Here is a 12709-nt window from a genome sequence, read left to right as displayed (position 1 = left end):
AACGAATTTCACGACGTGGTGGGCACGTCGCCGAGGGACGGGCCCGTCGAATGCGCGAGGTAATCGGTCGGCAGCGTCGCGGTGAGGAATCGGCGGTCCGCGAGATCGTCGAAGGCCGAGAACAGCGCATTGCCGAACGGACGGCCATAGCGCTGGGCGAGCTCACGGGTGGTGCATGTGTGAGTCAGCCACCCGTGCCCGGACAGCCAATCCCCGGGAGGGGTGCGTTCGTCATAGTGGGCGAGCGCCGAGTAGTCGGCGCCGCGAAGGGCGTCCGGAAGGATGGCGTCCACAACATCGCCCCATACCCGGCCCGACGGAGCAACCGCATCGTTGTCCGTCGAAATTGTGCTGCCGGGAGCCGACATCTCGATGATCCGCTCGAACATCGTGTCCTGGTTGCCGCCGGGGAGATTGCAGATGACGGACTCGGCGAGCCAGGCGGTGGGGGCGTCTGGGTCGAATCCGGCCAGCGTCAGCTCCGACTGCCACTGATCGCCGAGCCCACAGTGGACCATGCGCTGTGTCGTCCGAGGCTCGGCTCCCGAGTTGTCGAGCGCCTTCATCTTGAGCGCGAGGACCTCGGCATAGTCGACCTCGTAGACGACGGTTCCGTCGGGCCAGGAAAGTCGGTAAGCACGGGTATCGAGGCCGCCAGCAAGCAGCACCACCTGGCGGGTGCCGTTCTGGACGGAGGCCAGCAGGGATTCGTCGTAATACCGGCACATCGCCGCCACATAGTTGGTGAGCAGGCAGGTGCGGAGCTCATTCACCGTCGACGGCTCCGCACGGAGGCCGACGTCCAGGAGTGCCAGCGTGTGGGGATCTCCGACGGCATCGAGGACCGTTCGGGCGTACTCGTCGACCAGCACAGGATGTGCGTGGCGGGCCTCGAGCGCCCGCAGGGCAGCGATCGTCAGCCCGATTTGCATACCCTGGCGGACGGATCCGCCATGGCCGTCTCCCGACATGAAAACCCAGCCCTCAATCCCCCAACCGTCAAACGACAGGCCTTTGCCAATTGACCTGTTCGCACAGACGGCACCCTTGTGACCGATTGCATAGGAAACTTTACTCGAGGCGAGACGGAAGGTCTCACCCCAGCGCTTCTCTGCGCGCAGGCTAGCGCGTGGCGGTGATGAAGTAGGCGTCTGACCACAGCGAAGTGATATCGCTGTGCGCACTGGGGGCGGGCCGTCCGTAGGCGGCGGCCTGCTCCAGCCGGTTGGTGGTACCGACCTGCCAGCCGTGTTCACCGAGCCATTCGATCGGATCTTTGCGCTCATCGTCATAAATGAGATCGCCGATGCTGATGTCCTTGAGGAAGTCCGGCCGGAGCTTGTTCACGGCGTCTTGCCACTGACTGGCGGTGGCCACTCGGCGGCGCCACTCGGTGGCAAGGAAGCTGCCCGGGGCCGAATGCGCGGTGATGCTCTCGAACAGTGCATCCTGGGCCGCGCCGGGTAGGTAGGCCAGCAGGCCCTCGGCGAGCCAGGCCGTCGGTTTGGTGGCATCGAAGCCCGCCGTCTCCAGCGCCGCGACCCAGTCGTCGCGCAGGTCGACGGCGACCTCGCGCCGCTCGGCCAGCGGCGCCGCGTTCTGTTCGGCAAGGACGTGGTCCTTGAATTCGAGGACCTTCGGCTGATCGAGCTCGTAGACGACAGTGTCGTCCGGCCAGGGCAGCCGGTACACCCGCGAGTCCAGTCCGGCGGCCAGGATCACTACCTGTCGTATGCCGGAATCAGTGGCAGTGGTGAAGAATTCATCGAAATACTTGGTGCGCACGGCAAGGTGATTGACGAGGTAGGTGGTGGCGGCGTCCCATTCGGACTCGGGTTTGGGGGCAGCCAGCGCTTCGGTGAGATGGGGCTCCCCCGAAGCCTCGACGAAGGCGCGTGCGTATTCATCGCGGATGAGCGGCTGTGGCCGGGTGGTCTCGAGGGCGCGGAATGAGGACACCATGAGGGCCGTGAAACCGACGCTGCTGACAATGTCCCACTGATCGCCGTCGGTCCGTGTCATATGCCCGCCTCTTACGTAGGAGTAATTACCTAAGGCAACGATACGCGCGTGGGGATGTTCATGCCCGATAGCCGGCGGCGCGCAATGTTTCGTGCACGTCGCGGGGGTCGGCACCGAGATCCCAGCGGTTCAAGACGATCAGGTCATCACCGGACTCGATCTCCAGCAGCCGGGCGCGCCGACCGAGCCTGCGGAATTCGGAGACTTTTACCGAGTCCACGGCGGCACGGGGTAGCAGGGTGACGCGGGTGAGGCCTTGTAGCTCGAGACCCTCGTCGACGATGCGCAACTTCGGGCGGCACCGCCAGGACACTGCGGCGAATCCGAGCAGACCGAGGGAGGCCGCCGCAGCCAACAGACGTCCAGGTGCATCCGCCACGAGGAAGACGGCGATAGCGAAGGCGGCACCAACGAGGGCCGCGGCTGCGATGCCAGCGGGTTTCGGGCCCCATTCGGCAGGAGATGCGGTCGGGTTATCCACAGGCGTTATCCACAGTGGGGATAAATCACATCGTTGTGATTGGGTGTCTCGGGGGTGGACTCGATGGAAACGGGTGCTAACCGGAGCGGCAACGGCAGCATGGGATCCGTCCCGTCTTTTGTCACCGCCACCGCATGGTGAGCAGCAGCCCGGTGATCATGAAAGCAAAGGCGATGGCGTAGTTCCACGGGCCCAGATCCAGCATCCAGGTGATGTGTTGTGCGGCGAGCTGGAACACCATCAGCCAGGCCAGGCCGATGAGCATGAGGGTGAGGAAGAACGCGACGAACCAGATGCTCGACGGGCCGGCTTTCACCTTGACCGGAGTGCGGCTAACGGTGGTCGCGTTGAACGCGGACTTCTTACGGACCTTGGACTTGGGCATCGACTACCTCTGAAGCATCTCGGATATGGCGGCACGACGACTGATCGCCGTGGCCGGAGTCGTTATGGGTTCTTACGCAGGTTACAGCGCGTGCTGCGACAATCTTCTGGTGACCGCCGATGAGCCGCTCGCGCGAACAGGTTCAGGCCCCGAGGAGTCCCCCGCAAGCGGGCCGGAGCGCCTGCGCACACAGGGGGCCCCTTCCGCTCGCGGCGGACTCATCTGGCGGGTGGGCGTGCCTCTGGTGTGTGCCCTGGCCGGCTTTCTGCTGGCCGCGACGCACACAGTGTCGGGTGGCAACGAGATCCGTCGCGGTGACTCTCCGTCACCCCGACTGGTGGATCTGGTGCGCGAGACGCAGAAGTCGGTCGACAGGCTCAGTGCCACCCGCGACGGCTTGGCCAATGAGATGGCGGCTGCGCGCGAGCAGTCGGCGGGCGGCGACAGCCAGGTGGCCGCGGCGCTCGCCGAAACCGGCGAGATGGCCGATGCCGCAGGAGTACGACCCGTCACGGGCCCCGGTCTGGTGGTGACGCTGACCGATGCCAAGCGCGACTCGTACGGCCGTTTCCCCCGAGATGCGTCGCCGGATGACTTGGTGGTGCATCAGCAGGATGTCGAGGGCGTGCTCAACGCCTTGTGGAGTGCGGGTGCCGAGGCCATCCAGATGCAAGATGACCAGCGCTTGGTCGCAAGCTCGGTGCCGCGATGTGTAGGCAACACGCTGCTGCTGCACGGTCGGACCTATAGCCCGCCGTACGTGATTACGGCCATCGGCGATGCCGATGCCATGCAGGCCGCGCTGGAGGCGGCTCCGCTGGTGACCCTGTATCGGCAGTACGTCGCGCGATTTGGCCTGGGGTACACGGTGACTCGTGGGCATCATCTTGAGGTGGCCGGATATCGGGACGCAGTCGGGCCCGGCCGTGCGGTTCCGATGGAGGGCCCGTAGGCATCCGTTTGTCACCGTCCGGGTAAACCGGCTGGGAAACCACTGGCGGGTGTCCGTACCCTTGATCTGTGCGCATCCTGGTCGTCGACAACTACGACAGCTTCGTGTTCAACCTGGTCCAGTACCTGGGCCAGCTCGGCGTGGACGCTGTGTCGGTCTCGGTGTGGCGCAACGACGACCCACGGCTGGCCGATACCGACGGGGTGGCCGCCGACTTCGACGGGGTCCTGATCAGTCCCGGCCCGGGTACCCCCGAGAGCGCGGGTGCGTCCATTGCGATGGTGCATTCCTGTGCGAAGACGGGTACCCCGCTCCTCGGGGTATGCCTGGGGCATCAGGCGATCGGGGTTGCGTTCGGCGGCACCGTCGACCGCGCACCGGAGTTGTTGCACGGTAAGACGAGCACCGTCGAACACGAGGACGCCGGAGTGCTGCGTGGACTGTCAAACCCCTTCACCGCCACCAGGTATCACTCACTGACCATCCTTCCGGACACCGTGCCCGAGGGGCTCCGGGTGATCGCCCGCACCGCCAGCGGGGTGATTATGGGTGTCATGCACACGGAGTACCCGATCCACGGCGTGCAGTTCCACCCCGAGTCGATCCTCACCGAGGGTGGGCACCGGATGTTGGCGAACTGGCTCACCTATTGCGGTGCACCCCTTGATGAATCACTGGTGCGTTCGCTCGAGGCCGAGGTCGCGTCGGCGCTGAACGGGGTCAGCGGACGAGTGGCCGCGCTCGGGGGCTGACGGTCTAGCCTGCGCCGAAACGCAGCCGGATCGGTCCGTTGTATCCGACGCCCGCGCCGGACGGCGGATCCTGAGAGACCACACGTGCCCGGTTGCCTCCGTCGGAGGGCACATCCTCGGTGGTCAGGCCCCCGCCTTGCCATCCGGCCTGATACAGCATCGGCTCGGCATCGGTCCAGAATTTACCGACGAGGTTCGGCATGCGGAACTGCCCGCCGGACGACACCCGGATCTCGAGGACGCCGTCCTCCGGGAACATCGTGTTGGCAGTTGGGTTCGTGCTGAGAATCTGCCCCTTTGATTCCGGACTGGGCACCGGGATCACGGTGGGTGGTGCGGTAAAGCCGTAGGTGGGCAGGTTCTTGACCGCGACGTCGACGTTCTGGCCGACAAGATCCGGCAGAGGCTTCTCCCCCGGGCCCTTGCCGACAACGATGGTGATGTTGTTGGTGACGGCCGAGTACTGCCCGGCCGGTGGGTTGGTGGCCATGACCCGGCCTTTGTCCTCGGGCAATGACTTGGTTTCGCTTTGGGTGAAGGTGCCCTTGAAACCGGCGGCCTGAAGCTTCTTCACCGCGTCACCGAAACTCAGGCCGTGGCAGTCAGGTACCTGCTGGCTCTCCGGCCCAACGGAAACGTTCAGCGTCACCTCGGAGCCCGCGGACACGGTCGAGCCCTTCGCGGGGTCGGTGTCGATAACTTTGTCGGGAGCGAGCTTTGAGCTGGTGTTCTTCTGGATCTTGGTCTTGAAACCGAGGTTCTGCAGCGCTGCCACGGCGTCGGACTGCGACCGGCCGGTCACATCCGGAACCTGAACATCGCGTGACGGTCCGCTGCCCAAGATGATCGCGAAGGTGACCACCACGGTGAGCACCACCAGTGCGGCGAGGCCAACCAGCCAGCGGCTGAGCGGATTCCGCCGCGGCTCCGCGTAATGACTGGGAAGCGGGCTGGTCTGCGGTCCGCTGGCCGGGTACGCCTTGGCGTTGGCGGGGGTGTTGAGCATCGAGCTGCGCTCGGCGTCGGTGAGGACCTTCGGCGCCTCCGGCTGCTCGCCCTGGTACACCCGCATCAGGTCGGTACGCATCTCGGCGGCATTCTGGTACCTGTTGTCGGGATTCTTCGAAAGCGCTTTGAGCACAACCGAATCCAGGCCGGGAGGAATCTCGGGGTTGTGCTTGGACGGAGCCACCGGGTCTTCCCGTACGTGCTGGTAGGCCACCGCAACGGGTGAATCACCGACGAAAGGCGGTTCGCCGGTGAGCAATTCGTAGAGGACGCAGCCCAGGGAGTAGACATCGGAACGAGCGTCCACGGTCTCGCCGCGCGCCTGCTCCGGCGAAAGATATTGCGCTGTCCCGATGACCGCCGCGGTCTGGGTGACGCTGATACCGGCATCCGACACCGCACGGGCGATCCCGAAGTCCATCACCTTTACCGCGCCGGTCTTGCTGATCATGATGTTGGCGGGCTTGACGTCGCGGTGGATGATTCCATGTTGGTGGCTGAAGTTGAGTGCCTGGCATGAGTCCGCGATGACTTCGATCGCCCGGCGGATCGGCATGGGGCCGTCGTCCTTGACGATGTCGCGCAGGGTGATGCCGTCGACGTACTCCATCACGATGTACGGCAGCGGCCCGGTGGGCGTTTCGGCCTCACCGGTGTCGTAGACAGCGACGATCGCGGGGTGGTTCAGCGCGGCGGCATTCTGCGCCTCCCGGCGGAAACGCAGATAGAAGCTGGGGTCCCGGGCTAGGTCGGCGCGCAGCACCTTGATCGCAACATCGCGGTTCAACCGCTGGTCGCGTGCCAAGTGAACCTCGGACATGCCTCCATAGCCGAGGATCTCCCCCAGCTCGTAGCGGTCCGAGAGGTGCTGCGGAGTGGTCATTACGGTGATTTCGTCCCAGTGATCGGGTCCGGTTCGTTGACCGGAAGCAGAGCCACGATATTAGCTGGCGCAAGCGCTCCTGGCGAAGCTGAACCTGGACTTGAGGGTGCTTCGCTGCTAGGGGTTGTTGCCGAAGGGAGCGGAGTGTCGTTCTTCTGCTCGCTGGCCCGCAACAGGATGAGTGCCGCGATGATGATCGCGAAGATGCCCAGCACCGCGGCCGCCCACATGAGGGCCTTCTGGCCGGGCGAGAACGTGCCGCGCCGGGGTGGCGGCGGCCGATGTGAGCCCGTCGGCTGGCGGGTGCGAGACGTGGGCGGTGCGACCCTGCTGGGTGCCCCCACGGCGGGCCGCACCTGGGTGGCGGGTGGGATGGCCGCCGGTGTGGCCCTGCTGATGGTGGGTGCCTGATTGGGCCGGGGTGGGCGCCGTCCGGCGCGTACCGCGGCCACCGCGTCGGCGAACGGGCCACCACTGGTGTACCGGTTCTGCGGGTTCTTCACGAGGGTGATCTCGATGAGCTCGCGCACGTTCGGTGGCAGATCGGCCGGCAGTGGCGACGGCGTTTCCTTGATGTGCTTCATCGCGACGGTCAGCGCGCCGTCCCCGGAGAACGGGCGCTTGCCCGAAACTGCTTCGTAGCCAACGACTCCCAGCGCGTAAACATCACTGGCGGGGGTGGCGTCGTGGCCTAGCGCCTGCTCGGGTGCGATGTATTGGGCGGTGCCCATCACCATGCCGGTCTGGGTGACCGGGGCGGCGTCCACAGCCTTGGCGATGCCGAAGTCGGTGAGTTTCACCTGCCCGGTGGGCGTGATCAGGATGTTGCCGGGTTTCACGTCGCGGTGCACCAGTCCTGCGGCGTGTGCGACCTGTAGGGCGCGACCGGTCTGCTCCAGCATGTCCAGCGAGTGACGCAGCGATAGGCGGCCGGTGCGTTTGAGCACCGAGTTGAGTGGCTCGCCGTGCACCAGTTCCATCACCAGATACGCAGTGCGGCCCTCACTGTCCATATCGGTCTCGCCGTAGTCGTACACGCTGGCAATACCGGGGTGGTTGAGCATGGCGACGGTGCGTGCCTCGGCGCGGAACCGCTCGATGAACTCCGGGTCCGACGAGAACTCGGCCTTGAGCACCTTCACGGCTACCTTGCGGCCGAGTCGGCTGTCCGTGCCCTCCCATACCTGACCCATACCGCCGGTAGCAATGAGCCGCTGCAACCTGTAGCGACCCGAAAGCGTCTCTCCCACACGTACCGTCATGAGGCTCCCTGTAGTGCTGCGGCGATGACCTGTCGCCCGATGGGTGCGGCGACGGAGCCGCCGGTGGCCGCCAGTGCGCGGTCTCCGCCGTCTTCGACGAGTACCGCGATCGCCACCTGGGGGGTGACCGGCGTGGCCTGAGGATCGGATGTGGTGCTCGCCGCCGGCGCGAAGGCGATGTACCACGCGTGCGGCGGGGTGTTACGCGGATCGGTGCCGTGCTCGGCGGTACCGGTCTTGGATGCGATCTGCACGCTGGGGATGGCACCGGTCTGCGCGGTGCGCTGTTCTGAGGCAATCATCAGTTCGGTCAATGTGTTCGCGATAGCGGGTGTCACGGCTTGGCCAATGTCATCCGGGGTGGTGGTGGACAGATTCGAAAGGTCTGGGCCCTTAAGGCTATCGACCAGGTGCGGCTGCATCAGCACGCCCTTGTTGGCGACGGTTGCGGCGACCATCGCGTTCTGTAGCGGGGTCACCGCGACATCCTTTTGCCCGATGCTCGACATCGCGACGGCCGCGTCGTCCGACATCGGCCCGACGGTGGAGGTAGCCACCTGGAGCGGAATGCCGTCGAGCTCGTGGTCGAGACCGAACGCCTGCGCGGCCTTGACCAGCTTGTCGCGCTTGAGTTGTTCGGATCCGAGTTTGGCGAAGGCGGTGTTGCAGGAGCGCGCGAAGGCCTCCTTGAGGGTGGTGTTGTCGCCACCGCCGCAGGAGGCTCTGTTGTAGTTCTCCAGGGTTGCGTTGCTGCCCGGCAGGAAGATCGTCGGCGACGCGGTCACCTCGGTGTTGACGGTCTTGCCGTCCGCCAGCGCCGCCGCGGTGGTGATCACCTTGAAGGTCGAGCCGGGCGGGTACGTCTGCGAAATGGCGCGATTCAGCATCGGCTGCGCGGGGTCGTCCTGCAGCCGCTTCCAGGCTTCGTTCTCTTGCGTGGAGTCCTGACTGGCGAGCAGGTTGGGGTCGTAGGAGGGTGTCGAGACCATCGCGAGGATCTTTCCGGTGGAGGGCTCAAGCGCGACCACCGAGCCGCGGCAGCCGTCCTTGCAGCCGCGGTGCATGGCGTCGTAGGCGGCCTGTTGCACGTCGGGACGGATCGTGGTGACCACGCTGCCGCCCCGTGGGTCGCGACCCGTGAAGAAGTCCGCGAGGCGCCGGCCGAACAGCCGGGGATCGGACCCGTTGAGCACGCTGTCCTCGGCGCGCTCCAATCCGGCGCTCGAGTAGTTGAGCGAGTAGAAGCCGGTGACGGGCGCGTACACCAACGGATCCGCGTACTGCCGCAGGAACCGGAAGCGGCTGTCGGCGGCGACCGAGGAGGCGAGCAGCTGTCCGCTCGCCGAAATCTGTCCCCGCTGGCGCGAGTACTCGTCGAGCAGTACCCGTTGATTGCGTGGGTCGGCGCGCAGCCCTGGCGCGGTGAACACCTGGGTGAGAGTGGCATTGGCAAGCAGCAGCACCACTAAGCCCATGACGACGAGAGACACCCGGCGGATCGATGTGTTCATACGCGATCGATCAGCTCAGTGCGGGCCTCCGCGATGGGGGCGGCGTTGGGTGCGGAATTGGTGGTGAGCGGCCGGCGGGCGATGTGCGAGATGCGCAGCAGGATGGCCAACAGCACGTAGTTGGACACCAGTGACGACCCGCCGTAGGAGATCCAGGGCGTGGTGAGTCCCGTCAGCGGGATCAGTTTGGTGACGCCACCGACGACGATGAACAGTTGCAGCGCCAGGGCTGCCGACAGACCGGAGGCGAGCAGCTTGCCGAAGCTGTCCCGCACCGCCAGCGCCGTGCGGAAGCCACGGACGATGAGGATGGTGAACACCAGCAGCACTCCGGCCAGGCCAACCAGCCCGAGTTCCTCACCGATCGCGGCGATGATGAAATCCGTTGAGGCGGCCGGAACTGTGCCGGGCTGACCATTGCCGAGGCCGGTGCCGAAGATGCCTCCGGTGGCGAAACTGAACAGTGACTGCATCATCTGGTATCCGTTGCCGTCCGCGTCCGCGAAGGGGTCGAGCCAGGTTTCGACGCGCACACGCACATGCGCAAACAGGAAGTACGCCAGGAATGCGCCGACGACGAAGAGTCCCAGCCCGATGAGTACCCAGCTGATCCGTGCGGTGGCGATGTACAGCACCGTCAGGAACGAGGTATAGAGGAGCAGCGAGGTGCCCAGGTCTTTCTCGAAGACCATGACTCCCACGGAGATTGCCCACACCGCCAGCAGTGGACCGAGGTCCCGGGCCCGGGGCGACTCCACGCCCCAGTAGCTGCGGCCAGCGGTACGAAAGAGGTCACGTTTGGTCATCAGGAACGCGGCGAAGAACACGAGCAACAGAATCTTGGCGGCCTCGGCAGGCTGAATAGACAAGAACGGCAATTCAATCCAGATCTTGGCGCCGTTTCTTTCCGAGGCCGAGGATGGCAGCAGCGCCGGGACGGCCAGCAAGACGATGCCGACGATCCCAAAGGTGTACCCGTACCGCGCCAGCACGCGGTGGTCTTTGACGGCCGCCAGTATTCCGACAAGTGCCGCGACGCCTACCAGCGTCCACAGCACCTGTGCGTTGGCTTCTAGGGTCTCGGTGCCGTCGCCCGCGGCCATCTTCGCCAGGTCCAGGCGATGGATCATCACCAGCCCGAGGCCGTTGAGCAGCGCCACGCAGGGCAACAGAAGCGGGTCGGCGTAGGGCGCGTAGCGCCGAATTCCGAGGTGCGCCAGGCTAAATAGAACGAGATACGCAAGGCCGTACTTCAGGAGATCCCATGACAGGCCGCGTTCGAGGTTGGCCTCGACGAGGATCAGGGCGACGGTGGTGATGGCGGCGGCGAAGCCGAGGAGCCCCAACTCCGCACTGCGTCGTGTGGATTGGGGCGGTGGCGCGATGCCTGCCCCACGGGCCACTACAGCGGTTTGGGGCGCCGTCGTCATGACACGGTCCGGCAGGTAACGCCCGGCTCTTGTGGTGGCGCCGGCAATGGCGCCGGCGCGGGAGTGGATGTTGTGGTGGGCGTGGTGCTCGCGCCGGGGCTCGTCGTGGACGTGGGTGTGGGCGACGGCCGCGTGGTGGTCGTCGTGGTGGTGGCAGAACCGGATGTGGTGGGCGGGGTGCGTCCAGCGGTGGTCGGCGCGGGCGGCGGCGTTTTGGGCGCGGGCGGCGCGCAGGGCGGCAGCGCGTTCTTGGTGAGCTGACGCAGCTGGCCGATCGCCTGATCGAGAGTGCCGCCGGGCAGGCCGGTTTCGACCTGCTGACGCTCGGACGGCCGCAGGTCTGACACCTTGAAGTACTTGCAGGAGAGGCCGGACGCAGGCTCGCCGTAGCTCACCAGCGACATGTCTCCGCGGCTGTCGAGGCACCCGACGAGGTCCGGCCGCTGTAGTCGATAACCGAGGAGCGAGCCCTGGACGCCCTGCATGATGGAGACGTTGCCCTCGTGCGCGCTCACGTAATAGTTGTTGAGCACCACGCGCCGGCCGATCGCTATCCCGGCCAGTGCGATCAAGACTACGAGCACCGCCGCGATCAACCAGCGCAGCCGACGTTTTTTGGGCTTATCGGAGTCGGAAGCGGTTGTCTCGGAATCGGATTCGTCTTCAGTCGGCTCCGGCTCTTTGAGCGCCCGCTGAATTGCGGCAGCGCGCCCGGCCGCCGTATTCGGCGGAGGGGTGTCAGTGTCGGCATCGGCGGATATCGCCCCCGCCACGATCGGCCGGGTCTGTCCGTAGTCCAGCTCGACGACATCGGCGACGACAACGGTGACGTTGTCGGGTCCCCCGCTGCGCAGCGCGAGCTCGATGAGCCGGTCGGCCGCGGCGGAGACATCGGGAATCTCCAACGCCTCGGCGATGGTTTCGTGGCTCACCGGATCGGACAACCCGTCCGAACAGAGCAGGTACCTGTCCCCGGCCTGCGCCTCACGCATGATGAGCGTCGGTTCGACGGGCGCACCGGTGAGTGCGCGCATGATCAGCGAGCGCTGCGGATGGTTATGTGCCTGCTCCGGGGTGATGCGCCCCTCGTCGACGAGAGTCTGGACGAAGGTGTCGTCCTTGGAGATCTGAGCCAGCTCGCCGTCGCGCATCAGATAGGCACGCGAGTCGCCGATGTGCACCATGCCCAGCCGTTTCCCGGCGAACAGGAATGCCGTCAGGGTGGTGCCCATTCCGTCCAGCTCGGGTTCGGCGCGCACATGATCGGCGATGGCTCCGTTACCGGAGTGCACCGCCTCGGCCAGTGTGTCCAGCAGATCGCCACCGGGTTCGTCGTCGTCGAGCGGCGCCAACGCAGCGATGACCAGCTGGGAGGCGACCTCACCGGCGGCGTGACCGCCCATACCGTCGGCCAATGCCAGTAGACGGGCTCCGGCGTAGACCGAGTCCTCGTTGTTCGACCGCACAAGTCCGCGGTCGCTACGCGCGGCGTAGCGAAGCACCAGTGTCACGAGCGCAGCTCGATCACTGTCTTACCGATACGTACCGGCGTCCCCTGGGGAACCCGCAGTGCCGTCGTCACCTTCTCCCTATCCAGATATGTGCCGTTGGTCGATCCTAGATCCTCGACGTACCAATCCGACCCCCGTGGCGATAGCCGCGCGTGCCGCGTCGACGAGTAATCGTCGGTCAGGACCAGTGTGGAGTCATCGGCGCGGCCTATCAAAATGGGCTGCGTGCCGAGCGTGATCCGCGTGCCCGCGAGGGCGCCCTCGGTCACCAGGAGGTACTGCATCTGCCGTCGGCCCGCCTTCGCGGGACGAATAGCGCGCAGGTTAAGGCCGCGGTTGGCCATCAGCTGACCGGTCGGGGCGTAGATATCGGTCCGCAGGATGCGCAGCACCGACCAGATGAATACCCACAGCAGTAACAGGAACCCACCGCGGGTGAGCTGGAGCACCAGTCCCTGCATCCGGTTGTTGTTCCTCTCGCTGGTCCATCGCGCCTCGGCGAGGGTGTCCGT

The 12709-nt window shown here is 65.8% G+C and carries 12 protein-coding genes; 2 read left to right on the top strand and 10 right to left on the bottom strand.

The annotated features are described in order from the left end of the window. Positions 1-8: 8 nt before the first annotated feature. The 4 genes from AC5Y5C_RS00280 to crgA form a co-directional block, all read right to left on the bottom strand. Positions 9-971 (bottom strand): SAM-dependent methyltransferase, encoded by a 963-nt coding sequence (locus AC5Y5C_RS00280; protein ID WP_499967992.1) that lies wholly within the window; start codon positions 969-971, stop codon positions 9-11. A 151-nt stretch (positions 972-1122) separates the two neighbouring features. After that, entirely contained in the window at positions 1123-2022 is a 900-nt protein-coding gene (locus AC5Y5C_RS00275; protein WP_499967991.1) for a class I SAM-dependent methyltransferase, read from the bottom strand. 58 nt (positions 2023-2080) lie between these two features. Further along, positions 2081-2503 carry a PH domain-containing protein gene (locus AC5Y5C_RS00270; RefSeq protein WP_499967990.1) on the bottom strand — a complete coding sequence of 141 codons (423 nt, stop codon included), beginning with the start codon at positions 2501-2503 and terminating at the stop codon, positions 2081-2083. A 121-nt stretch (positions 2504-2624) separates the two neighbouring features. Then, entirely contained in the window at positions 2625-2888 is a 264-nt protein-coding gene (gene crgA / locus AC5Y5C_RS00265; RefSeq protein ID WP_499967989.1) for a cell division protein CrgA, read from the bottom strand. A gap of 235 nt (positions 2889-3123) precedes the next feature. On the opposite strand from crgA, the gene AC5Y5C_RS00260 reads away from it, so the two are divergent. Next, positions 3124-3840: a DUF881 domain-containing protein gene (locus AC5Y5C_RS00260; protein WP_499969246.1), complete on the top strand. Its 717-nt coding sequence runs from the start codon at positions 3124-3126 to the stop codon at positions 3838-3840. Positions 3841-3908: 68 nt separating this feature from the next. Next, complete coding sequence (locus tag AC5Y5C_RS00255) at positions 3909-4592, top strand: aminodeoxychorismate/anthranilate synthase component II (protein WP_499967988.1); 684 nt, start codon at positions 3909-3911, stop codon at positions 4590-4592. 4 nt (positions 4593-4596) lie between these two features. Here the strand turns inward: AC5Y5C_RS00255 and pknB are convergent, their stop codons facing one another. The 6 genes from pknB to AC5Y5C_RS00225 are packed head-to-tail and all read right to left on the bottom strand — an operon-like array spanning position 4597 to position 12658. Beyond that, positions 4597-6483 (bottom strand): Stk1 family PASTA domain-containing Ser/Thr kinase, encoded by a 1887-nt coding sequence (gene pknB / locus AC5Y5C_RS00250; RefSeq protein WP_499967987.1) that lies wholly within the window; start codon positions 6481-6483, stop codon positions 4597-4599. After that, positions 6483-7745: a serine/threonine-protein kinase gene (locus AC5Y5C_RS00245; RefSeq protein ID WP_499967986.1), complete on the bottom strand. Its 1263-nt coding sequence runs from the start codon at positions 7743-7745 to the stop codon at positions 6483-6485. The genes pknB and AC5Y5C_RS00245 overlap by 1 nt, the downstream gene beginning before the upstream one ends. Next, positions 7742-9256, bottom strand: a complete 1515-nt coding sequence (locus AC5Y5C_RS00240; protein ID WP_499967985.1) for a peptidoglycan D,D-transpeptidase FtsI family protein — start codon at positions 9254-9256, stop codon at positions 7742-7744. The genes AC5Y5C_RS00245 and AC5Y5C_RS00240 overlap by 4 nt, the downstream gene beginning before the upstream one ends. Next, entirely contained in the window at positions 9253-10686 is a 1434-nt protein-coding gene (locus tag AC5Y5C_RS00235; RefSeq protein ID WP_499967984.1) for an FtsW/RodA/SpoVE family cell cycle protein, read from the bottom strand. The genes AC5Y5C_RS00240 and AC5Y5C_RS00235 overlap by 4 nt, the downstream gene beginning before the upstream one ends. Then, a complete protein-coding gene (locus tag AC5Y5C_RS00230) occupies positions 10683-12197 on the bottom strand; it encodes a PP2C family protein-serine/threonine phosphatase (protein WP_499967983.1) in 1515 nt (504 codons plus the stop codon). Before AC5Y5C_RS00230 ends, AC5Y5C_RS00235 begins: the two co-directional genes overlap by 4 nt. Continuing rightward, positions 12194-12658 carry an FHA domain-containing protein FhaB/FipA gene (locus tag AC5Y5C_RS00225; RefSeq protein WP_078289602.1) on the bottom strand — a complete coding sequence of 155 codons (465 nt, stop codon included), beginning with the start codon at positions 12656-12658 and terminating at the stop codon, positions 12194-12196. The genes AC5Y5C_RS00230 and AC5Y5C_RS00225 overlap by 4 nt, the downstream gene beginning before the upstream one ends. Positions 12659-12709 lie beyond the last annotated feature (51 nt).

The sequence above is a fragment of the Mycobacterium sp. NGS15 genome, assembly GCF_059813245.1.
The sequence above is the reverse complement of the archived record's forward strand: the minus strand, read 5'-3'. Positions and strand labels throughout refer to the sequence as shown.

Coding starts and splice junctions, on each gene's coding strand:
- AC5Y5C_RS00280 (WP_499967992.1), bottom strand. CDS start 971: ATGTCGGGAGACGGCCATGGCGGATCCGTCCGCCAGGGTATGCAAATC.
- AC5Y5C_RS00275 (WP_499967991.1), bottom strand. CDS start 2,022: ATGACACGGACCGACGGCGATCAGTGGGACATTGTCAGCAGCGTCGGT.
- crgA (WP_499967989.1), bottom strand. CDS start 2,888: ATGCCCAAGTCCAAGGTCCGTAAGAAGTCCGCGTTCAACGCGACCACC.
- pknB (WP_499967987.1), bottom strand. CDS start 6,483: ATGACCACTCCGCAGCACCTCTCGGACCGCTACGAGCTGGGGGAGATC.
- AC5Y5C_RS00245 (WP_499967986.1), bottom strand. CDS start 7,745: ATGACGGTACGTGTGGGAGAGACGCTTTCGGGTCGCTACAGGTTGCAG.
- AC5Y5C_RS00240 (WP_499967985.1), bottom strand. CDS start 9,256: ATGAACACATCGATCCGCCGGGTGTCTCTCGTCGTCATGGGCTTAGTG.
- AC5Y5C_RS00235 (WP_499967984.1), bottom strand. CDS start 10,686: ATGACGACGGCGCCCCAAACCGCTGTAGTGGCCCGTGGGGCAGGCATC.
- AC5Y5C_RS00225 (WP_078289602.1), bottom strand. CDS start 12,658: ATGCAGGGACTGGTGCTCCAGCTCACCCGCGGTGGGTTCCTGTTACTG.